At 52.1% G+C, this 23644-nt stretch carries 12 protein-coding genes; 1 reads left to right on the plus strand and 11 read right to left on the minus strand.

The window, feature by feature from the left end:
* Nucleotides 1–50: 50 nt before the first annotated feature.
* The 7 genes from AC0YNX_RS13445 to AC0YNX_RS13475 form a co-directional block, all read right to left on the minus strand.
* A complete protein-coding gene (locus tag AC0YNX_RS13445; RefSeq protein ID WP_475816160.1) occupies nucleotides 51–3266 on the minus strand; it encodes a chitobiase/beta-hexosaminidase C-terminal domain-containing protein in 3216 nt (1071 codons plus the stop codon).
* A 190-nt stretch (nucleotides 3267–3456) separates the two neighbouring features.
* The gene (locus tag AC0YNX_RS13450; RefSeq protein WP_475816161.1) at nucleotides 3457–8286 is read right to left on the minus strand and encodes a CBM35 domain-containing protein; all 4830 of its coding nucleotides are present in this window, start codon (nucleotides 8284–8286) and stop codon (nucleotides 3457–3459) included.
* A gap of 132 nt (nucleotides 8287–8418) precedes the next feature.
* Nucleotides 8419–10431 (minus strand): type 2 periplasmic-binding domain-containing protein, encoded by a 2013-nt coding sequence (locus tag AC0YNX_RS13455; protein WP_475816162.1) that lies wholly within the window; start codon nucleotides 10429–10431, stop codon nucleotides 8419–8421.
* 276 nt (nucleotides 10432–10707) lie between these two features.
* Complete coding sequence (locus AC0YNX_RS13460; protein WP_475816163.1) at nucleotides 10708–11610, minus strand: carbohydrate ABC transporter permease; 903 nt, start codon at nucleotides 11608–11610, stop codon at nucleotides 10708–10710.
* A gap of 10 nt (nucleotides 11611–11620) precedes the next feature.
* A complete protein-coding gene (locus AC0YNX_RS13465) occupies nucleotides 11621–12568 on the minus strand; it encodes an ABC transporter permease (RefSeq protein WP_475816164.1) in 948 nt (315 codons plus the stop codon).
* A 171-nt stretch (nucleotides 12569–12739) separates the two neighbouring features.
* Nucleotides 12740–14470: a sensor histidine kinase gene (locus AC0YNX_RS13470; protein ID WP_475816165.1), complete on the minus strand. Its 1731-nt coding sequence runs from the start codon at nucleotides 14468–14470 to the stop codon at nucleotides 12740–12742.
* Nucleotides 14467–16086 (minus strand): response regulator transcription factor, encoded by a 1620-nt coding sequence (locus tag AC0YNX_RS13475; RefSeq protein WP_475816166.1) that lies wholly within the window; start codon nucleotides 16084–16086, stop codon nucleotides 14467–14469. Before AC0YNX_RS13475 ends, AC0YNX_RS13470 begins: the two co-directional genes overlap by 4 nt.
* Nucleotides 16087–16295: 209 nt before the next feature.
* Here AC0YNX_RS13475 and AC0YNX_RS13480 point away from each other — a divergent pair, with 209 nt between their 5' ends.
* On the plus strand, nucleotides 16296–18044 hold the full coding sequence (locus AC0YNX_RS13480) for a CocE/NonD family hydrolase (RefSeq protein ID WP_475816167.1): 1749 nt from the start codon (nucleotides 16296–16298) through the stop codon (nucleotides 18042–18044).
* 70 nt (nucleotides 18045–18114) lie between these two features.
* Here the strand turns inward: AC0YNX_RS13480 and AC0YNX_RS13485 are convergent, their stop codons facing one another.
* The 4 genes from AC0YNX_RS13485 to AC0YNX_RS13500 all read right to left on the minus strand — a co-directional run bounded on the left by AC0YNX_RS13485 (nucleotide 18115) and on the right by AC0YNX_RS13500 (nucleotide 23572).
* Nucleotides 18115–20358, minus strand: coding sequence for an FAD-dependent oxidoreductase (locus tag AC0YNX_RS13485; RefSeq protein ID WP_475816168.1), 2244 nt, complete (start codon nucleotides 20356–20358; stop codon nucleotides 18115–18117).
* 22 nt (nucleotides 20359–20380) lie between these two features.
* Nucleotides 20381–21199 (minus strand): carbohydrate ABC transporter permease, encoded by an 819-nt coding sequence (locus tag AC0YNX_RS13490; protein ID WP_475816169.1) that lies wholly within the window; start codon nucleotides 21197–21199, stop codon nucleotides 20381–20383.
* 17 nt (nucleotides 21200–21216) lie between these two features.
* The gene (locus AC0YNX_RS13495) at nucleotides 21217–22101 is read right to left on the minus strand and encodes a carbohydrate ABC transporter permease (RefSeq protein ID WP_475816170.1); all 885 of its coding nucleotides are present in this window, start codon (nucleotides 22099–22101) and stop codon (nucleotides 21217–21219) included.
* A 112-nt stretch (nucleotides 22102–22213) separates the two neighbouring features.
* Nucleotides 22214–23572, minus strand: coding sequence for an ABC transporter substrate-binding protein (locus AC0YNX_RS13500; protein ID WP_475816171.1), 1359 nt, complete (start codon nucleotides 23570–23572; stop codon nucleotides 22214–22216).
* Between the last annotated feature and the right edge of the window lie 72 nt (nucleotides 23573–23644).

Below are 23644 nucleotides of genomic sequence, written 5' to 3' on the forward strand. Positions count from 1 at the left end.
AAAAATGCAGCCAACCGATTGGATCGGCTGGCTGCATCTCGCGCGGCTTCCTATGTTGTAATAAGCACTCGGTCAGCTACGACCCAAGTGTAGGATGAGCTGGCATTCTTCGTTCCGGTTACGCGGATCTTGATGGTATGGCTTCCGCTCGACAATGTAGGGCTTGTGTAGATGAGCGTATTCTTCAACATGCTTGCGTTGTACAGATCGATCATCGTTTCGGCACCGCCATCGATGGAGATTGCCGCAATGCCGGACGACGTATATTTCTGGCCGTACACTTCGATCTTCGTTCCCGTGAAGTCGACCTGATAGTAATCATTCGTCGTGCCGGAGTAGTGCTCATCGTCCAGATAAGCCCCTGTGCTCGCGCCGGAACCCCAGCCACCTACAAACTCGAACTGGTTCTGTCCGGTCCCGGTTACGGAATCGTTAACCGTCGTCGTAATGGTATACGCGGAGCTGGCAACTGCAGAATCGGTCATCCCGGATTTGATGGCGATCGCCTTCAACGTCAATGACGAGGATACCGAAACCGGACCGGTATACAGCGTCGATGATGCGGTCGGCGTGCTGCCGTTCGTCGTATAACGGATGTCCGCGCCGGAAGTCGTAGTCGAGATCGTCACTGATTGCGTGGCGTTGTACGTACCTGCCGCCGGACTGAACGTTGGCGTTGCAACTGCAGCCGTTCCAGCCGTTACGACGATCCGATCCGCAACGAGCCAATAGCTTGATGAGCTGGCATTCTTCGTTCCCGTTACGCGCAGCTTCACTGTATGCGTCCCGCTCGTTAACGTCGGACTCGTGTAAATCAGCGTATTGAGATTCAGCGTCGGATTGTAGAGGTCAATCATCGTCTCGGCTCCACCGTCGATGGAAACGGCAGCGATACCCGATGACGAATATTTCTGAGCGTATACCTCTACTTTCGTGCCTGTGAAATCAAATTGATAGTAGTCATTCGTGTTCGCCGAATAATGCTCGTCATTCTGATAGGCTCCCGTACTCGCACCGGAACCCCATGAACCGACGTATTCGAACTGATTTTGCCCAGTGCCTGTGACCGTATCGTTAACCGTTGTCGTACCCGACAAGTTAATCGTATAGGCTGCAGTCGCTACAGCGGAGTTCGTCATTCCTGATTTAAGAGCGATTGCCTTCAGCGTCACGGACGATGATACGTTAATTGCCCCGGTGTAGAGCGTCGACGATACCGTCGGCGTGCTGCCGTCGGTGGTGTATCGGATATCTGCCCCGGATGTACTTGTCGATAACGTTACCGACTGCGCGGAAGTATAAGTGCCTGCTGACGGGCTGAAGGTCGGCGTTGCCGCGACGGCAACCGGCGCTACATAACCCGGAACCCAATCCGTGCCGCCATACTCATATGCGCCAATATCCGGTGCGGTCCCAACATAACCGTCGGTCACGCCTGTGATAACAGCGCCCGCATCCTTAGCCGGCGACGTTGATGAAATCCGGTATTGCAAGCCACCCGTGCCGCTGCCGACAAACAGCGGGTTCGTCGTTTGGAAGAGCGACGTCGTGGATGGATTGTAGTTGATGACGTCATCGCGGAAAATATTATTTTTCATATTATCCAGCGCAGTGTTCTGGTAGGTGACATAAGAGGCATAGCCCGATGTCGCAAAGGTGTTGTTGAATATCTTCTGGATATCCACAGACGAAGTATGCTCCACATAATAGTCGGCGACGACGTTATTCCAGAGCACATTGTGATCGGATTGCGACAAGCCGGAGCCTTGGTCGAAATAGATGCCGACTTGGATGCCTTCGCCCGTCGACAACGCGGATGAATCATGGATCCAGTTGTGATGGATGCGTAAGCCGTCCGTCACGAAGCCTCTGGAAGAGTAGATCGCGCCCATATCCATGTTCAGCATGCCAAAGTTGTACATATCGTTATAGCCGATATTGATATTCTTGCTGTTCATGAGATCAATGCTAGAGCGCCCGGTGCGATAGATCGTATTGTTCGTGATCGTCTGGCCATCTGTGCCGTCGATCGGCATGACCGCGCTTGCATATGTGCCTTCATAGTCGATATCGTGAATCAGGTTGTTGTTCGCTGTAGCGCTACCGCCGAGCGCGACGCCGACGCTTGAGCTGAACGACACTTCGCTGTTCTGGATGATGCTGTTCGCGCCTTCCAGACGAATGCCCGTACCCACGCCTGTCACGACTTGGCCTGTATGCGTATAGGTGAGGTCCGAATCCGTGATTGTTACGCCGTGGTTGATGTACTTGGCGTTCAAGCCGTCGAGCGTAATGTTCGTGCTGCTCGAATTCGAGGTAATGGATGCTGCGAAGATATTCATATTCCGAATCGTAATGTAGGATTTGCCGCTGAGATCAAAGGCATAATTCCGTTTCTTCACTTCGACGTTCGTCGGGCTGCCTCCGCCCGGTGCCCAAAGGTACAGCGTCGTGCCGTCATAGAAGAACTCTTTTGCCGTGTCGAGCGCGCCAAGCTTGCCGGTCAAATAGTAATACTTGCGCAGTCGGTCATCGGCGCCGATAATGCCGCCCGACAACGTAAGCTGCGTGCCTGTCTGCGCGGTAACCGAACGCGTCTGAGAGATGAACCAGCCGTTCACCCACATCGTCGCGCCGACCCAGCCGCCGCTGATGCTCGGAATGCCGGAGTCGCCCACCGTCTGCGAGCCGGATGTCGACCAGGTACCGAGTGTTCCGTCGCGGAAGTCGCTGCGGCTGAATAAATTGGTTGAATCCGCCACATTCGGCCAACGAGCCTCAATCATCATTTGACCGTTCACGAACACCTGGTTCGCAAGCAGCGTCGTATTGTTGGTCATATTGGCGTTGTAGCCGTTAGTCATGGAGATCGTTTTCTTGTAGATATTACCGCTATGCACCGTCCAGCCGCCGTCGGCGGTGTCCGCACCGCTCACCGTTACGGTTGCGCCGTTATCCGACTCGTAAATAATGGGATTGCCGGAGCTGCCGGAGTTCGTTGGCGTAATCGTTTCGCGGTACGTGCCCGTACGGATCTTGACCGTATCGCCCGCCGTAGCAACAGTTGATGCCTTCTGAATAGTTGCAAACGGCTGCGAGGACGAGCCCGGATTGCTGTCAGACGCCCCGGAGCCGCCGACATAATAGGTTGCTCCTGCGGCTGCCGCGCGGTCAATCGGAGCGATAAACGGAATGCCAAGTGTGGCTGTCATTGCGAGAAGAACCATTTTGCGAAGAAAGCCGCTGCTTTTCAAGGAAATGTTCATATCACAATCCTCCTAATATCGTTAGGTTCGCTGGACTTACCTCTTCTCCGTAAATCAATCACTGTATTGCATTGTCGTCTCTAGTTCATTATCCGCCTCCTTGTACGGGGAGAAATAATAGAACGGGAGGGCATAAGCCCTGATTAAGTGACCTTTGCCCTCCCGGTGATACACCTTGAATCCTAAATAGTTATTCGTTCTGTACGTAAATCGAAGGCTCCGACAACGGGGTGCCATCTTCGCTTGTCACGTACACTTTAACGGTATAATGCTGCCCATTCTCGTTGAAAGTAGCGGAAATCCGCTGCTCCGTTGTGATATCGTTCGTTACCGTTTTGATTGTTTTCTTGCCATTCTTCTTCGTTAGTTCAAATACGACCACTTCATTGCCAGGATGCTGTCCAAGCGGCTTGACGGTCACGGCTGCCGTGAACCCCTTCTTCCCAGTCAAGCTTCCATCGCTCAGAGCAAAGAATGGGAAAGTTGGCTCCGGCTCCACAACCTCATCGCCTTCAACACTGATGTAGTCGATGTTAATTCGTCCCGTATCGCCCTCATCCTTCTTGATGGCAATCGTATTCTCGCCAGCGACCAGAGACAGCTTCACGATTCGGTTGCCCCACGTATCCCAGCTTCCGGTTCCGGAGAAATAGACTTGCTTGATTTTCTTCCCGTTCACGTAAACTGACATCGTTCTCTCGTCATCGCCGTCACCGTAACGGATCGCGACATCCTTATTACCCGCGGAATCAGCATTCACCGTAAAGGTTAACGATGGAGATCCGTCCCCGATACCGTCAACGAAGCCGTCGCCGGAGTAGCCGATATGATCCGTATTCGGTTTCGCGCCGCCTTCCAGTACGGCGGACTCCGCTTCATACTTCACACCGTTCGCGTGCGGGTGGTCCGCGTCGAACGGAATGCTGATATTGTCGATATTGACGGCGCCCGTATCGCCTGCATCCCTTACATAGGAGATCGTGTTATCGCCAGCCTCCAGCACCAATTGCTCGGTTCTGTAGCCCCAGCCATCCCAGCCGCCGGTACCGATCAATTTGGTTTGCGTCACCTTCTCGCCATTCAGATAAACGCTGAGCGAACGGACATCGGAATCGCCATTGGAATAACGAAGCGTAACCGCCTTCGTTACTGTAGCGAGCGTATGAACCGTGAAGGTTGCCGCAGCTCCCTGACCGTTGAAGCTATCCACGAATCCAGTTCCGGTAAAGTCTACGTGGTTGGTTGCTACGGCAGCCCCTCCTTCAAGCGTTGCATTCTCGGCTTCATAGATATTGCCTGGATCATGCAGCGTCTCTGCGACCGGATCCGGATCAGTCGGTTCGCCCGGCTCTTCCGGTTCGCCGGAAGCTGGGATCGTCGATGGTGTCGGTTCGTCAATCGCCCCGCTCGTCGTAACGACGATGCGGTCGGCCGTCGTGAAAGTACCGCCGGATGCCTCATTCTTCTGATCGGTCACGCGAACCTTCACCGCATGGCTGCCATCCGGCAATCCTGGGCTCGTGTACAGCAGCGTATTCGCGGATTGAGTCGCGCTGTACAGGTCAACCAATGTCTCTGGACCGTTGTCAATGGATACCGCGATAATGCCGAACGAGCTGTTCTTCTCGCCGTATACCTTCACCTGCGTACCCGTAAACTTCACTTGATAGCTGTCATTCGCGACATTGCTATAATGATCGGTAGAATGATAGGCTGTTCCATTCGTCGTGCCCGATCCCCAGCTGCCCGTAAATTCATATTGAAGTGCATCCGTTCCGACTGTTGCGTCATCCACCGTCACGGTTTCGGCCGGCGGCAGCTCGGTTGCCGTAATGACAACGCGATCGGCTGTAGTGAAAGTTCCGCCTGAGCTGCTGTTCTTCAGCGCCGTAATTCTGACCTTCAGCGTATGCCCGCCAAGCGGCAGCGCATGGCTTGTGTACAGCAATGTATTCGGCGTCTTCTCCGCGCTGTAGAGATCGACCAACACTTCCGGTCCGCCGTCAATGGACACGGCTACGATACCGAAGCTGCTATTCTTCTCGCCATACAGCTGGATTTGCGTTCCCGTAAAACGAACCTGATAATAGTCGTCAGCCTTGTTATTGAAGTGATCCGTCTGCATATAGGCTTGCTCGGAAGGACTTCTGTTCCAGCCGCCGACAAACTCGTATGCATTCTCGTCAATGCCCGTGTCGTCATCATCGACAGTCAACGTGTCCGGCAGCGTATTGCCCAGCTTGACGATGACCTTATCCGCTGTCGTATAGTTATGGCCCGAAGCAACGTTCTTATCGCCTGTAATCCTTACCTTCACGACATGGCTGCCCTGCGCCAGTTCAGGACTGGAATAGAGGAGCGTATCCGGAACTTTCGTCTCGCTGTACAAGTCGACGAGCGCTTCTTCGCCACCATCGATGGATACAGCTACGATGCCGAACGAAGCGTTCTTCTCGCCGTATACGTCAATCCCCGTACCGTTAAACTTGACTTCGTAATAATCGCCCGCTTTATCGTTGAAGTGATCGGTATGCATATAAGCCGTTTCGCTAGGGCTCTTGTTCCATGAACCTGCGAAATTGTACTGCAGCTCACCAGTGCCTGTTACATCATCATCTACGACTGCAAGACCGTTCGTCACGACTACACGATCGGCGGTTGTAAAGTAGCCATCCGCTAGTTGATTCTTCGTGCCGGTCAATCTCACCTTCACGGTATGACTGCCGCTCGGCAGCACGAGACTGGAGTAAAGCAGCGTATTCGCCATTCGCTCTGGCTTGTATAAATCCACTAAGGTTTCAGGACCGCCATCCACCGATACGGCGATGATACCGAACGATTTATTTCGTTCCCCGTACACCTTCACTTGCGTACCTGTAAATTTCACTTCATAGTAGTCGCCTGCGGTACCGCTGAAATGGTCGGTTTCCATGTATGCCTGCTCGTTAGGACTCGCATTCCATGCTCCGAAATAATGATACTGAAGCTCATTCGTACCCACCTCGCTATCATCTACCGTTACCGTTCCCAGCGAAGATGACGATGATGGAGCTGTCGGAGTAGGTTCAAGTGGCTGCTCGGTGGCGTAATACGACGGCACGTAACCATCTGCCGTATAGCCCGGCACCCATTCTTCGCCGCCCAGCTCATACGCCCCAATGTCCGGAGAATCGCCAACGAATCCATCGGTTACGCCTTCAATAACCGCGCCTGCGTCAACACCCGGAGAGTTAGCCTGCAGTCGATATTTCAACCCGCCATGGCCATCATTCACGAATTTCGGATCCGTCTTTTGTTTGATCGCGTTCGTTGCGTTATCCACGCTTAGAATCGCATCGCGGTGAATGTTGTTCTGGTTGACGTCGATCGCCGGATTCGTATACGTCAGATAGGATGCCGTATTCATTGATCCGAACGTATTGTTGTACGTCGTGAATACTTTGACCGGCTTGCCGTCGCCGGATTCATGCTGATTGTAATAGTCGATCATGTTGTTCCAGATTACGTTATGGTCGACCTGAGCAGGACCCGACCCTTGGTCGAGGTAAACGCCGACTTGAATGCCTTCGCCGTCCGATGGCGCTTTATTGTCATGAATCCAGTTATGGTGGATGCGCGTTCCCGTCAGATCAGACGATCTGGACGAGTAAACCGCGCCTAGGTCGATATTGGACAAGCCGTATTCGTATAGATCGTTATAGCCGATCTCGACATTCTTGTTATTGTACATGTCGATGCTGGAGCGGCCGGTTCGGTAAATCGTATTGTGCGTGATCGTCTGATTGTTCGTGAAAGGCTTCGGCACAATGCCACTCGCGTATGTGCCGTCGTAGGCAATGTCGTGCACCAGATTGTTCGTGGCGCTGTTGCCTTCGCCGAGCACGATCCCCGAGCCGGAGCTGTATTCGATAACGCTGTTCTGAATATGGCTGTTCGGTCCAATCAGCCTGATACCGGTTTCGTCCGAATGGGAGTATGTCAAATCCGGTCCTGGAAGTGTGACGCTATGATTGATATATTTGGCCTTCAGTCCATCAATCGTGATGTTCGAGCTGTTCACGTTGGTAATAAGGGAAGCCGCTTCTACGTGGATGTTGTTGATGGTGATATTGGATTTATCGCCTAGATCGAATGCATAGTTGCGCTTCTTCACTTCCACGTTCGTCGGGCTGTTGCCGTTCGGCGCCCATAGATAGAGCTTCGTCCCGTCGTAAAACCATTCTTTCGCACTGTCGAGCGCGCCAAGCTTGCCCGTCAGATAGTAATGCTCGCGGAACGCTTCAGCCGTATTCTTGGATAGCGTCAGCTGCGTGCCGCTTTGCGCCGTAATTTGCGCGGTCGACGGAATAAACCAGCCTGTCATCCACATTTGACCGCCGACCCAGCCGCCTTCAATAGCAGGAATACCGGCATCGTTCACGGTCATACCTGCTCCAGCCGAAGCCCAAGTACCACTCGCGGCGCTTCTCCAATCCGCACGATTCATCAGGTCATCCGAATTCGATACGTTCGGCCAGCGCGCTTCGATCATCATTTTGCCGTCGACGAACACTTGATTTGCCATCAGCGTATCGTTATTGGTCATATGGTCGTTATAGCCGGTTACCGGCAGCGAGATCGTCTTCTGATAGATGCTGCCTTGATACACCGACCAGCCGCCGTCCGCACTGTCTGCGCCGCTGATCGTAACAACGGCATCGCCATCCGGCTGGTAAACGATCGGACTGCCTTCTGTACCGGAATTAGCAGGGGTAACGGTTTCCCGGTAGATACCGCTTCGGATCAGTACGGTGCCGCCGGCTTCAGCGACGCTAGCCGCTTTCTGGATCGTAGCGAACGGCTCGGCCGACGTTCCCGGATTATCGTCCGAGGCGTTGTCTCCGCCGACGTAATAGTCGCCGGACTCTGCTGCATCTGCATGCTGTATAGGCGCCACATAAGGGATGATAATCGTCATTGCTAGCAGCGTCGAGCTTACGGCTCGCAGCAGCTTCTTGCGATTGATCTGCAATGCGGACATGAACAAACCTCCTAAATATTGTAATCGCTTTCAAGCATTCACTCACAAAAAAGGCATAATAATTCCCCGGCCCCACATGATGAACGTTACATTCATATGGAACCAGGGAAGGTCTATCTCAGAAGCTATTCATTAGGGAAGCATGCCTTCATTGCCTTTGAGGAAGTAATCATTGATGTCTTTCAGCGTTTGATCGTTGGCGCCGTTCTTCGTTGCGATATCGCTGAATGTTTTCCACAGATCCTCGAATTGCGCATCGTCCTTCGCTGCCAATGTTTTTGTCAGCGCTTTCTCGAATGCGTCTCTGCCTTTCCAGAACTTATCCGCGCTCGCAACAGGACTGAAGAAATTCCAAATCGCAGGGTCAACATTAACCGTTGTCGTAATTGTCGCGGTTGAATTGTTAGGCAGGTTGCCTGGGTTGAAGAAGTTCAGACCATCTACAGGAGCTATCACTTTATCGTATGCGTAGCTTGGTGTCACCGTGGAACCGCCCCACATGTAAGTCGGATAATGCGGGAATTGTTTGGACGAGGAACCAAGTCTGTTGTTAAGCAGGTTATACTTGTTGTTCGCACCGTTGTCTTTGTTGTACACCATCGCTTCTTCCAGCGCTTTGTCCTTGAATACGCGCTTGCCGTCTTTCTCGTCGAACAAGCCTGCGCTTCTTGGACCCCAAGTGTACATTTTCTCGCCGACCTCGGATACCATGTAATCGAGGTAGCGAACGATTTGCGGCAAATCCTCTTCCTTCACTTTATCTTTGAAGATCATGATCGCTTGGTTGTTCCCGCTTGGGCTGTTTGGCGAAATGAATTGGTCGGTATTGACCGGCGAATCCATGAACAGCTTTCTGTAACGGAACGTCTTGCCAGCAGCTTTCAATACGCTCTCATCCGGAGTATCCCACAGATAAGCAACCGCATATTGTCCATTGTTGATCTTCTCCGAATGCGTAGCTTGATTCTCAAGCAACGATTTAGGATCCATGACTTTGTCGCGAACAAGCTTGTTAAACTCCAGAAGCGTTTGCTTGAACCAATCCTGCTGGAACATGAACTCGATTTGTTTGGTCTTCTTGTCATAGTACGTGAAGTAGTTGTTGTTGGCAGGCACGCGGTTCAGGTACGTTTGCAGCATCGTCAGCGTGCTCCAGTTATCACCGCCGCCGAAAGCGTAAGACGTTTCGACAGGCTTGCCGTTCTCTTTGATGTTGTCCTTCTTGATCAGCGCTTGCATGTCATAGAGGAACTTATAGAAGTCTTCTTTTGTTTTGACAGGTACATCATAGAGCTCTTCCTTCGTAAACTTGCCGCCGTTCTTCACATACAGCGCATCAATCTCATCCTGTGTTTTAGCCGATGGGTACAGCTTCTTCAGCAAGTCGTCGCGCACCCAGATTGAGCCCATTCCATCCGGAGCTTGCTGGGAGTTTGGCGTTTCGAACGATGAATCAAGCACTTTCAAGGTTTTGTCCGGATCGCCAAGCTCCAGCGGGAAGCCGTAAATCTTGCCGTCCAAATTCTTGACCGTAATGTTATCCAAGACTTTAGGCAGCTTGTCAAAAGGAGTTCTCTTCGCCAGATTCGGCGCGTACTGCTTGATGACGTCGGTTAAATCATAGACTTTGCCTGCTTTGATGAGGTCGGACAACGTGCTCATGTCGGAGCTCATTACGATGTCCGGCCAATCGTTAGCCGCATTCAGCATGCCCATCTTCACATTCAAATCCTGGCCGCCGTTATCGAAGGAGTTCTCCTGGTCAATCTCAACGCCGGTAACCCGCTTCGCCTCAGGCGTTACAACATCCTGCTCAGCCGTATGGTGCTCAGGCTCGCCGGTGCCGTGGGAATACCACATTTTTAGCTTCAGCTGTTTTCCTGTCCAATCCGGGAAATCCGAGCTGTCGGTAACTGTATCGTACATGTCATAATACAATTTCTCCGCAGGCGCGGTATTCGTCGTTGTGTCCGTCGTATTTGCAGCATTCGTCGTGTTCTTCGTATTCGTCGTATCTTTCGTATTGGCAGCATTGCCGGTTTCGTTCTTCGCAGGTTCATTATTATTGGAGCAGCCGGCGAGCATGGCTACAGTCAATGCGGCCGTCAGCGATAAGCGCAATCCCGTTGATAGTGGCTTCTTCATTTACGATCCTCCCTAGTGAAAATATGTGTGGTATGGACTTGTAAAGGTATGTGATAATAGAAGTGTTACAGCTCGAGAGAACATGTTCATGAGCACGGCCGGCTAGTAGGTTTGGCGACAGATTAGCCCGCAACTCTCATTGATATGTTCTTTTTTGATCTGTTCTTTTTTCATGGCTTGCGGTTATGATCCCCTCATCCTTCTCCCACTCTATCACAGTCCGGATGGCCCCACCTCCTTAAGTTACTAGCGTTTATGCTAGCTTCGAACGATCCCTTATTCTTTGACCGCTCCTAGCGTAATGCCCTGTACGAAATACTTCTGTAGGAATGGATACACAATGACGATTGGAATTGTTGTAATAATAATGTTGGCAGCCCGGATCGCAGCAGGCGTCATTTGCCTCGGCGTACCTGTCGCGCCCATCGTCCCCATTCGAATCGCTTCCTCCATCAGCTTGGAAACCCGCTCGCCTTCCCGCAAGATTTGCATCAGAATATATTGCAAGGTGTACAAATGCTTGTCGGTTATGAAATACAGCGTTGTGGTCCAATCGTTCCAGTGGCCAACCGCGCTCCACAGAGCAAGAACGGCGATGATGGGCATCGAAAGCGGAACGTAAATGCGGAACATAATGATGAATTCGTTGGCTCCGTCGATGCGTGCCGATTCAGCTAAGCTGCTAGGGATGCTGTACAAGTACGACCGGATAATGACCATATTGTATAAGCTGAAGGAAACCGGCAGCACGTATACCATGAACGTGTTGAGCATGTGCATCTTCGAGAAGAGCAAGTATTGGGGAATCAATCCGCCGTTGAAGTACATCGGAATCATAAGAAACATCAGAACGACCGCTTTGCCTTTGAAGTCCTTGATCGTAAACGCATAAGCGCACATATATTGCACGATTAGCGCGATGATCGTTCCCACGATAACCCTCAGCACCGATATCCCCGTAGCGGTAATGATATCTTTGTTCTCTACCAGAACCCGAAAGTTATCGACGGTGAAGACCCTCGGCCAGAAGGTGATGCCGCCGAGCTGTGAATCGAGCGGATCGTTGAAGGCGATTGCGAGCACGTTCACATAAGGGAAGATCATGGCGACGACCAGAATGAATAGAAGGCTGATGTTCCCATATTTAAATACTTTGTATGTGCCGGATTCGTGGTTCATGGAAAGCCTCCTACCATATCGATACCCCAGAGAATTTCTTGGATATCTTGTTTGCGACAATGATGAGCAGCAAGGCAACCAATCCTTGCACGAATCCAACGGCTGTTGCCAGAGAATAGCTTCCCTGTTGGATACCCGATGAGAAAATGACAGTGGCGATAACGTCGAAGTTGATAAAAGCGTTCTGCATGCCGTAGACAAGCTCGAAATTGCTGGCGAACAGCGTACCCAGCGTAAACAGCAGCAGCAGAATCGTCGTTTGCTTCAGACCCGGCAGCGTAATGTGCAGATGCTGCTTGAACCGATTCGCGCCGTCCATCTTGGCCGCTTCATAGAGATGCGGATCAATGGATGTGATCGTGGCGAGATATACGATCGTCCCCCAGCCTACTTCTTTCCACACGCTTAGCAGCAGGAGCAGCGGCAGGAACAGTCCCTGCTTGGATAAGTACATCTCCCGCTCCGTATTCGGTCCGAACATCGCAACCCGCAGATCGTTCAGTGGACCGTAGGAATCGAAGAACGAGTAGCACAGACCGACTACGGCAATCCAGGACAGAAAGTGAGGCAGATACGTCAATGTCTGTACGCTTCGCTTGTATAAGCCGTTCTTCAACTCGTTTATCATAAGCGCCAGCACAATCGGCGCCGGGAATCCGACTAGAATGGTGAGAACGCTCAGCTTCAGCGTATTGACAATCGATCCCCAGAGCAGAGGGATTTGGAAGATCTCCTTGATATGCGCAATCCCGACCCAATCGCTCTTCCACAATCCCGCGAACATGTTGTAATCCTGGAAGGCTGCCAGCAGTCCCGGCATCGGCATGTAAGAAAAGATGAAGGTCAGCGCGATGGACGGAAGCATAAGCAGGTAGCCGAATAAATTCGCCTTGATATTCCTCCGGAGCCTATAGCCTATGGACCTCTTCAATGGCACTTCACTTGCAATCGTTTTCAACTTGTTTCCTCCTCTCTTGTCACTAGCACTTCTCTTGTATATTTCAAATTATAGAACGCTTTCATAAACTGAAATAGTAAATATACGGCTATGAAATACCGCAATCCGGATATGATGTATATCGAAAAAAAGACCTTATTCCGCATACCCTTTCGGAATAAGGTCTTACTATCAGCCTGCAGCAGGCGGCTGTATTGGGATTCGTTCGACAGCTGCACCCTCGGGAATCGAGAGCGTAACCTTCGTTCCCCGCTTAGGCACGCTTTCAACTTCAAACGAATAACCGTCCCTGTAGTAAATTTCCATCCGATTCCGTACGTTCTTCATTCCGTAGCCGCTGTATTTGCTTTCATCGTGTCCTTCGACGATTTGCTTGATTTTCTCCGGTCCCATGCCCCGACCATTATCGACGATTTCGAACCGAATCGATTGCTGCTGCCTGTAGACGCGAATCATGATGTGCCCGCCGCGCTCAAGTCCGTTAATGCCGTGCAGGAACGCATTCTCCACAATCGGCTGAAGCAGGTTCTTCAGCACGGGATGCTCCCCGGTGCCATCCTCGATCTGAATGTCATACTCGAAATCATTGCCATATGCGAACATTTGCAAGCGGAGGTATTCCCGGATCATCTCCGTCTCCTGCTCAATCGTAATGATGCTGCTGCCTTTATTGAGCGCGATCCGGTAGTATTTCACCATGGAATCCACGACCTCATGCACCTTAGGATCATTATAGATCCATCTGAACGTGGAGAGCGTATTGTACAGAAAATGCGGATTAAACCGCTCCTGCAGCAGCTTCGTCTCAAGCTCCGTCTTCTCAAGCTCGTAGTCGGCAACCTTGCGATAATACTCCTTGATCCGCATCGTCAGCTCATAGAACACATGCCCCATTTTGCCGAACTCGTCGTTCGTCTGCTCGAACGGCAGGAAGCTGTCGCTGCTGATCAGGCTTTCCACATTGGTGTTCATTTTGCGGAACAGAGTCTCGAGCTTCTTCGTCAGGAAGTAGGACACCATCTCCACGGTCACGAAGAGAATGACGATGATCAATATAAAAATAGCTAGGACAGAGATAAGATAGCCCCTTAATTCATGCGGCACCATACTCTTCGGGACGAGCATCGAGATTTCACCAATACCTGGCTTCAGCTCTTTATGTATGCTGTAATAAGAGTCTTGATTCAAGTCCTCAGGTATGGCATCCAAGCCGCCGCCTTTCATCAGATGCTGCTGGCCGTCCACGTCATAGACGATGAAGCTCCCCTTCGGAATGTCATACCTGAAATGGGTGAGCAGCTGTTTGATTGGTATTTGCAGCTCGATGATCGCGAGCGTCTCGCCAATCGACATCATTTTCTTGTAACCGTACAGGTAACTGCTCTCTTGTCCATTCTTCGCAACAATTGTACGGTATTTCCAGTAGATCTTCGAGCCGTCGGTATTCATAATTTCGTCTTTGAGGCTGACTTTGTCTTGATCCTTCACTTTCTCCAAGTTCTGTATGCTGCGCAAGTAGTCTCCGTCATATTCCGTATCCCTAAGGGCATAGATCAGGAAATCCACGCTTGGATTATCGGACTTCATCGCGTTGACGACGCTTTGCAAATAATCGCTGAAATTCATCACGCCGACGAGATTCTGATCCGACCTTGTATCCAAATAATTGTAAATGTAGAAATTGTTATTGAGCGCCATCAATTTATCGATGTTGGAGGATAGCAGACTGTTAATCCCGTTGACGCTGCTCGTGAGCTGAATATCGTTCTTCGTAATAATATCCTGCACCTTCGCGTTCCAAGTGCTTCGAATCATGATCGAACCGAGGACAATCATCGGCAGCAACGCGAAGACGAAGATGATCACGGCGATTTTGTGCCTATACGTGAGTCTTCCGATCATAAAGCGGCCTTGCTTTTGTATTCCGCGGGCGTCATGCCGACATTCTTCTTGAAGGCCAGGCAGAAGTAGGATGTATTCATGTAGCCGACCTCTTCGGCAACTGTCGCCACCCGGCTCTCCTTCACCTTCAGCAGCTTCTTCGCCGCATCAATCCTGACGTCAATGACATAGTCGAAGATCGTCTTGCCGACTTCCTTCTTGAACAACGCATTCGCATATCTGGCGCTCAAGTAGACGGACTTGGAGATGTCCTCAATGGTGATTGGCTCGTTGTAATTGGTCCGGATCATGTCCTTAATCGTTTCCACGACTTTGCTATTCTTGTTCGTCGACTTCTCGTGAATCCGTTCGATGATGCCGAGCAGCCACTTGCAGATGTTATCGCCTACATTCGTCCTCGTATCTGACTGACTAGGCGGCTTCCACAGGTTCACATCGTCCTCTGCCAGATCTCGCAGCGACTGGTTCGCTTCCTGCAGAATGATCCGCGTCATATTGACTACCATAAACGCGAAGCTTCTCACATAGCTGCCGTCCCGCTTCCTGGCGCGTTCGCCAATATACTTATCGACGAACTCCCGAACGTCCGTCTCGGTGCTGTATACCAGAATTGTTTTCAAATCCTGATACACGGCTTCCAGATTCGGCAGCTCTTCGAATGGAACATCCGTGCGATCTTCGACCTCCGCGAACGTAATGATCGGGTTGCTTCCGCTGTAGAACCGGGTATTTACCGCGCGCTGGGACTGCTTGTATAAGTCCGAAATGTCCGCAATCCTGCTTGCGGCTTTGCTGATGCCCGCGGTAGCCGTAAGCTCCGTCCTTCTGCCGATCTCCATGCTGATTTCAACAGCCGTGTCCATAATGCTGCCGGTCGCAGTGACCTCCTCGTCGACAACAATCGCTGCATATTCCCTGGACGAGAATTGCACCGGATAGACGGTACGGGTGTCGCTGCTCAATGATGCAATGCTGCGTTTAATCGAATAGGAAACGAAATAGGTGTCGGCTATAGCCTGATCCGCCGGCTGCTCGCCTTGCTCTTGGAGTTGAATGGAGAGGATATGAATGCGGGCATGCGGCCGAACGGCGATCTTCAGGAACGCCATACGGTTCATGATGTCATCTTGGTTGTGGAAGTTGCCAAGCAGAAGCTCCTTGAAGAACTGCTCCTGGACGAGAGGGAGCATCATCTCCAGCTGCTGAAGCATTTGCTCCTTCTCTTGCGATTCGGAATGCTTGATGTCGATATCGTGGACCAGCTTCTTCACGGCCAAGACCAGCTCGTTCGAGACGATCGGCTTGAGCACGTAGCCGTATATGCCGAGGTCGACGGCAGACTTGGCGAACTCGAAATCGCTGTGGCAGCTGATGAAGATAATCTTGATGTCGGGGTACCGCTGGTAGATGTGTTCGGACAGCTGGACGCCGTTCATGATCGGCATCGCGATATCGGTCACGATCAAATGCGGTTGAAGTTCATCAATCTGCTCGAGCGCCTCTTCGCCATTCGAGAACGTCCCTACGACCTCGATGCCGAGAGCTGCCCAGTCAATTTGGTTCTTGAGGCCGTTTCGCTCGTATTTATTGTCATCGACGATGAACATACGATACATACTAATCCCCCTTGGTTATAGCCGCTTGCTTCTCATCTACAAAATATAATGAAAGCGTTTTATTAGCAAGGGAATTTTCTTAAGCTGCAACAAACAGCCACCGCCAGGTGAGTCACTCGGCTCGAATATGGTCGGTTCGAATCAGCGTCTCTATGAATAAGAACCATACATACGGGGAATCTTCCAGCAATATAAAAGGAGGTTATCTTATGGGACGTTTTATAGATAATCTCTTTCCCTTAAGAACGAGATTAAATGCTCGGCAGCTTGCGGATTGGCAGCCCAAGCGATATGCGCACGAGAAACTCGGCTGCGTGGTTCTGTCGGATCAGAAAATCGCGGTTCCCGGGGGAGATACGCTCTCGGCGGATGTATATTTGCCCAAGCAAGAGGGGCGATATCCAGCGATCGTCATGATCGGCGCCTACAATAAAGAACTGCATTCCTCCGGTGCACCAACGGCGACGAATGAAGTTGGCGCGCCTGCCGTATTCACTAACTACGGTTATGCACATGTCATATCCAGCAGACGTGGCGTCGGCCGTTCGACGGGAAGCTCTGGCCTCTATTTTGACGAACAGGAAATGGACGATTTCGTTCAGGCGATCGCTTGGGCCGCGTCTCAGCCATGGTGCAGCGGAGAAGTAATGATGTACGGACATTCGTATTATGGAATGATCCAGCCCTTGATTGCCGCGCGTAAGCCTCCGGCTCTTAAAGCGTTCTTCGCAAGCGAGTTTTGCACCGATTTTTACAGGCATACGACGAACTACGGCGGAACGAATAACATCGGCTTTTTTAATGTCTGGATGGGAGCTAATTTCAAGGAATCCGATCATCGCCGCCGAGTAGCGCCATGGGTACGGGGTTTGCTGGGGCAAATCATTAATCGTGATTATTTCTGGAGAAGAGTCATTCATCCGAACATAAATAAGCTTTTTCATTATTTCGAGACTCTTGAGCCTTCCCTGCAGACACTTGAACATTACCGCGATTTCGGACTTCATCGGAAGCGTCGGAATCGATATAAATTCAATCCCGGTTCCTATCTCGAATTAAATCAGATTACGATTCCTTTCGTCGCGATTCAAAATCCAGCCATGTGGAATATTCACCAATTCGGAGCTAACGACTTGTTTGAGCATGCGGGTACACCGAAGCACCTGCGCTGGCTGATTCAAAGCAAGCACGAGTACGAGCTGCCGGTTACGAATTGGCAACTCGAAGCCATCGCTTTCTTCGATGCCGTAGTAAAAGGGATCGATAACGGATATCTTGATCAAGCGCGCTACCGCTACTATGTGGACGGAGATCGGAAATTCCATTCGGCTTCGGACTTCCCGGTTCCCCATAGCAGGAGGGAAAGACTTTATTTGGCTACGGAAAGCACGTTAGCAGAGACGCCGCCGCAACAAGGATGCACGCATTGGACGGCGATTCCATATGGCTTTAAGGTGCTTAAAGGTACCGATAAAATCGTGGATCAAGTCATCTCCTTCCGTTATGCCGTCCATCAAAAATTAACGTTTGCCGGACCGCTCACCGTCAGTCTGAATTTCAGTTGCAACGAAATCGACAGTTATATCATCGCGAGGCTTTCTCGGGTGGATCAACAAGGCAACATACATGATCTCGCTATCGGCGCGGTCTCTCCTGCAAGGAGCCGGGAAGTCAGCGAGCTCGGCTCTTCGGCTGAGATCGTCAATGACGCTGAGAATCCTATCCCGCTCATCCCCAACGTACCCGTATCCTTCCGATTTAGCTTGACGCCCTCCGCTTCCAGCTTGCAGCCAGGCGAGTCACTTGTTGTGCAGATCGGCAGTCGGTCAGACCTCTTGGCATCCGCTCCAAGCAAGGGATTCGCGCATTTCCCGATGGCCGTGCCGCCATATTTTTCGAGAAACACGATTCACTTCGGCCCGGAAACATACTTGGAATTTGATCGGATCACTACATAATCGAACAATAGAAGCTGCCAGCTAATCGCCGGCAGCTTCTACTCGTTTAGGAAACTATTCTATCTTTACTTTAGTACACCCGAACCTCAACGATCTCCGCACGCTCGCCCCCGTTCGTCTCGCGGACAACGACGCGAACGCGGTCGGTGCGAGCCGGCGTCTCTATCCGGTGGATGCGTTTGCGCTTGCGATTGTTTTCCTCGGTCGCAATCGTCTTCCATCCGCCATCGACGCGGGCTTGAACCTCATAACGCTTCACGACTTCCGGTATAACTGGGAACGGCGTTTCGTGATGATGCAGGTTGATCAAATCTTCATTGACGTCGTCGTTGAACGTCAAATGCACTTCCCTCACATCGGCTGTCTCGACGAAGGCGACCTCTAGCCACTCTTCACCGCTATCCGCAAGCAGCCCGGATACCCACGCATGCGGTCCGCCGTATGGACGAACATAACCGTCCAATGCCTTCAAAGCCTTGTACGCGTTCGTGTCAGCCGCGAAGCAGAACGGCTGTCGGTTCATCCGTTTCATCGTCCATTCAACGACCGGCTGGTCCGGCTGATGGTCTTCCAGATCGGTGCTCACGAGCGGCTTCAGTCCCCGTTCGAAAGCAAGAACGCCCGTCATTGGAACGGCCGACTTGAACAAGCTTACGTTCTCGTTCATACGCACGATGATAAACGCGTTGCATGGCTCGTCTCCCAAGCTTACGTTCGTTGGCACGTCGATCCACTGCCGTACCCCGGCTTCGACCGGGACGATGACAACGTCTTCGCGGACAGCCGGCACGTAATTCTCCGCGAGCCCTGTTCCCCATACTTCCACCGCCAACGTCGTCGCTTCCGTCGCCGAGACTAGCAGCTTCAACCCGCCGAGCGGTCCGTCGACCGGATACAGGAAGCCGACGTCTCTTACGAGCGGATAGGCATCGGCTGCCCGATCCAATCGGATACCGGTCACCTCGCTTGAAGCGCGCGCCGTTCCTTGGCGCGCCAGATCGGCTTCATCCTTGTTGCGCACGCCGATAACCGAAGCGTCGCCGCGCAGCAGCGTCTGCTGCAGCTCGGCCAGATGCGACTCGTGCAGCTCCCGCGGCGTTACGCCTTTCTTGGAAGCGAGTGCGGCGCCGACACCGGCCGCTTCGCCCATGACCGCGCACGTCGCCATGACGCGGGTCGTCCCGAACGCGACGTGCGTCGCGCTGATGTTGCGTCCCGCGAACAGCAGGTTGCTTACGCTCCGCGAATAGAGCGATCCGAACGGGATATGGTAAATCCCGTCGGCATGCAAATGCTTCGAGCCGCTCTCCTGTGCGTACATCCCCTGCGGCGGATGCAGATCGATCGACCAGCCGCCGAACGCGACGCGATCCTCGAACTGGCGCTGTTCCAAGACGTCATTCTGCGTAAGTACCGTGTTTCCGAGGAATCTCCGGTATTCACGCTTGCCTGGCACCGAGCCGACCCATTCCAGCGTCATCGTTTCCGAATCGAACTTGCCGGAATTCTTGATATAGTCCCAGATACCGTAGATGACCGACCACAATTCATCGCGAATGCGCTCGTTCTCATGCACTGTGTCGAGCTCTCCGCCCCACTCAATCCACCAGTAATGGCAGCCCGAGTCGCCGCTGCGGATGACTCGCTTGATCGGAATTGAAGTCGATGCGATATCTTTGGCAAACGAAGGCGCGACGTAGCGAACCGGCTTGCCGACATCCTTCGTGTAGAACAGCAGCGTGCTGCCGAGCGTAATCTCGTCGGCGACTTCTGGAGCCCAATCCTCCTTGTACTCATGGCGCGCTTCGCGGCCGAGCCGGAACGCGGCTCCAGCCAGGAAGCCGACCAATCCGTCGCCCGTGCAATCGAGGAACATATCGCTTTCGAAACGGATAAGCCGCTCCGAGCCCATCATCCAGCCCGTCGCGCTGCGAATGATGCGGTGATTCTCATCTCCGTCCGCCTCCACCTCGCGCACGTCCGTATTCAAGAACAGGCTGATGTTCGGCTCGGCTTTGACCGCCTCCAGCACCGTTAAATCCCACAGATACGGATTGCCTTCCGGATTGCGATATTGGTTCTCGGCGAACAGCTCGCCCATGATGCCTGTTTCGCGGGCATAACGATTGACGCCATGCCCCGTCGCTCCGCAGACCCACACGCGCACTTCGGAGCTGGAATTTCCCCCAAGCACGGGGCGGTTCTGGACGAGAGCTACCTTGCGCCCGAGTCTTGCCGCTGCAATAGCCGCGCATACGCCTGCCAATCCGCCGCCGACGACCGTGACATCCGATTTTACCGTTTCATGTCTCATTCGATTATTCCCTCCCGGTTAGTTAGCCTTTGACGGCCGAACTGGAAATCCCTTGGATAATATATTTTTGGCCGACGAGGAAAATGATGATCATCGGGACGATCGCCGCCGCCGAAGCTGCCATCATGCCATTGTAGTCGACGTTGTTCTCGAGGATGAAATTTTGCAAGCCGAGCGGAATCGTGTACAGCTTCGGACTTTGCAAGAAGACGAGCGCGTTCTCGTAGTCATTCCATTGCCAAGAAAAATCAATGATCGCGAACGTTGCGATCGCCGGCTTCGCCAGCGGAAGAACCAGATTTACGAAAATCCGGAAATGGCCGGCTCCGTCCAAGAACGCCGATTCCGTTATTTCCTTCGGAATTCCCATGAAGAACTGCCTAAGCATGAAGACGCCGAATATCGAGAACATAGCCGGCAATATGAGTGCCCAATGCGTGTTGTAGATATGCAGCCAGTTGAACAGGATGAACTTCGGCACGAATACGACCTGCGGCGGAATCATCATCATCGACAGGTAGATCACAAACAGCGAGTCTCTGCCTCTGAACTCCGTGCGGGCGAAGCCGTAAGCCGCTAGCGCAGACATGAATATCGCGCCTGCCGTACCAATAACCGCGATTTTAATCGAGTTCCAGTAGTAAGGGGCAAAGTTGTAATCCCCCGTCCAAATCCGCTTGTGGCTGCTCCAATCGAGCTTGGAGGGAAGCCACCTCGTGAACACCTCGCTCGGGGTTTGGAACGACGTGCTGATCATCCACAGGAAAGGAAGGATCATGAACGCACCGGCGATCAGCATGACGACGGTCGTCGGCAGTTTGGTTCTCATCGTAGTTTCCATTGCGGCATGCTCCTTTCTCAGTAGTGAACCCAGCGCTTTTGGCCGACCCACTGAATTATCGTAATAACGAGAATGACGGCGAACAAGAACCAGGAAATCGCCGATGCGTAACCCATTTCGTAATAGCTGAACGCCGTTTTGTAGACGTACAGGGAAAGAATCGTCGTGCTTCCGCTCGGTCCGCCTCCCGTGATCGCTTGGATTAAGGAGAACGATTTGATTGTCATGATGAGACCCGTAATCAGCAGCAAGAATGTCGTCGGACTCACCAGCGGCCAGATAATTCTCCAAGTGATCGTCTGCTTGCCCGCTCCGTCGATACGCGCCGCTTCAAGCTGCTCGGTCGAAATTTCTTGCAATGCGGCCAAATAGATGATCATGTTGTAGCCGAGCATGAACCAGATTTGCACAATATCGATCGCGTACATCGCGGAGTCAGTATCGGCGAACCAGCCCGGGGGCGATGCGATTCCGATCCATCGAAGCACTTCGTTAATCGGTCCGTGCGACGGCTGGAACAGCAGCATCCAGACGAACGCGACGGCAACGCCGCTCGAAATGTACGGCAAGAAGAACATCCCTCGGATTAAGCCCTTCAGGTATACACTCCGGTTCAGCAAGAGTGCCACGACGAATGCGATCAAGAGCGAGACGGGCACCGAGAGCAGGAAGATGCCCGTATGCTTGACGGCATTATAGAATTGATCGTCCCCGAACATCCGCTTCAAGTTGTCGAGTCCAGTGAAATGCCAGTTCGGATTGGAAAATTGATAATCGGTAAACACAAGACCCAAGGAGAACAACGCCGGCAAAATGAAGAAAGCGAGAATGCCCAGCATGTTCGGCAAGATGAATGCGTATCCGACCCATCCTTGCTTATGAATCCAACTGCTCCTTTTCATGGGAACGCCTCCTTTCGTATATCACTTATTGAAAGCAGCAAAGAGAAGAAGGAAGCGCACGTCCTTCTTCTCTTTGGAGGGTAAAGCTATTTATTCGTTCTCGAAACTCGAATTATTTGATGAATTCCTGATGGCGCTTGGCCATATTCGCTAACGTCGTATTCAGGTCCTGCTCGTTCAGGAAGTACTTCTCGTACTCTTCCTTACGTGCATCAAGCGCTTGCTGCGGCACGTTCAGCTGGAATGAAGGGAATTGTCCGAATACGATTTTGTTCATCGAATCCGTGTCGTACTTATCTTCTACGCCTTTGAGCAGCAGATCCATCGCTTCTTTCTTCTCCACGCTCTTCGAGGACGGGATGCGTCCGCCGCTCGCCATCGGCAGCATGCCGCCGTCGGCGTACCATTTCGCGAACTTCCATGCCGCTTCCTGGTGCTTGGATTTCGCATTGACGGACAGGACGTCGCCTACGCCGCCAGCGTATTTGAAGTCAGGTTGATCCTTCGTCACTTTCGGAATCGTAGCGAAAGCAATTTGGAAGTCATGCGGGTAGTCCTTCAGATTGTTCGCGTTGCGGAAGATGAATTCGCCGGCGCTCAGCATTGCAGCTTCACCTTTGAGGAACATCGTGTCGACAGGCATCTTGCTTGTAATTTGCTCGCCAAGCTCCGGCGTCGACTTGTCTACATACATCATGTCATGCAGCGTTTGGAACTGTTTCTTCCACAGGTCGTTGTTAAAGTTGGACGTTCCGTCCGCTTTCGTAACGCCGAGACCGGCAATCGTGCCATCTATCGTTGCCGTGAATGATGCGTCGTGCTGGAGCAATCCGTATACGCCGTCTTTCGTCAATTTCTTCGCGTAATCACGCAGATCGTCCCATGTCCAATCCGCTGGTGGAATCGGCAAGCCTGCATCGTCGAGCATCTTCTTGTTCAACCAGATGAACGCCATATTCTTCTTCGTCGGAATGCCGTAATATTTATCATTGATTTTCCATTGTGCGGCGTCAGCACCCATTTGACCGTCGATGTCATAGTCTGTCTTCGCGCTCAAGTCGAGCGCGACACCAGCGTCGATACGCTTCTGCAACCGAGTAATCGTATAGTTGATATAAAGGTCGGAATCCTGTCCGGTCATAAGCGCCGTGTCTAGCTTCAAGTTGCCTGGATCGTCGTTGACGTAGCGTACATATTCGACTTGGATGTCCGGATTATTCTTGTTCCAATCATCAAGGACTGCCTGCGGACCCGCTTCGGCAGGAACCGCTCCCCACAGGGTAAGCTTCACTTTCTCCGCAGAGTCGCTCGGAGCAGCCGCGCTTTCATCGCTCGACTTGGCTTCACTGTTACCGTTGCCCGCAGTGCTCGCGTTGTTGGCGTTACCGCCATTCGCACCGCATGCGGAGAGCATAGTCGCAGCCAATATTACGCTTGCTGTTGCCGTAAACAACTTTTTCTTTTTCTTCATTCTGTTTCCCCCTCGGAAGGATGAGATGATGTTCTCTACGTCTTTAACTTTATCACTGGCACGAATATTGGG

It is taken from the genome of Paenibacillus sp. J31R98, assembly GCF_056269245.1.

Bases quoted from the DNA above. Each gene is read 5' to 3' on its own strand.
- AC0YNX_RS13485 (WP_475816168.1), bottom strand. From the start codon at position 20,358: ATGAGACATGAAACGGTAAAATCGGATGTCACGGTCGTCGGCGGCGGA.
- AC0YNX_RS13480 (WP_475816167.1), top strand. From the start codon at position 16,296: ATGGGACGTTTTATAGATAATCTCTTTCCCTTAAGAACGAGATTAAAT.
- AC0YNX_RS13470 (WP_475816165.1), bottom strand. From the start codon at position 14,470: ATGATCGGAAGACTCACGTATAGGCACAAAATCGCCGTGATCATCTTC.
- AC0YNX_RS13455 (WP_475816162.1), bottom strand. From the start codon at position 10,431: ATGAAGAAGCCACTATCAACGGGATTGCGCTTATCGCTGACGGCCGCA.
- AC0YNX_RS13500 (WP_475816171.1), bottom strand. From the start codon at position 23,572: ATGAAGAAAAAGAAAAAGTTGTTTACGGCAACAGCAAGCGTAATATTG.
- AC0YNX_RS13490 (WP_475816169.1), bottom strand. From the start codon at position 21,199: ATGGAAACTACGATGAGAACCAAACTGCCGACGACCGTCGTCATGCTG.
- AC0YNX_RS13450 (WP_475816161.1), bottom strand. From the start codon at position 8,286: ATGTCCGCATTGCAGATCAATCGCAAGAAGCTGCTGCGAGCCGTAAGC.
- AC0YNX_RS13475 (WP_475816166.1), bottom strand. From the start codon at position 16,086: ATGTATCGTATGTTCATCGTCGATGACAATAAATACGAGCGAAACGGC.
- AC0YNX_RS13460 (WP_475816163.1), bottom strand. From the start codon at position 11,610: ATGAACCACGAATCCGGCACATACAAAGTATTTAAATATGGGAACATC.
- AC0YNX_RS13495 (WP_475816170.1), bottom strand. From the start codon at position 22,101: ATGAAAAGGAGCAGTTGGATTCATAAGCAAGGATGGGTCGGATACGCA.
- AC0YNX_RS13445 (WP_475816160.1), bottom strand. From the start codon at position 3,266: ATGAACATTTCCTTGAAAAGCAGCGGCTTTCTTCGCAAAATGGTTCTT.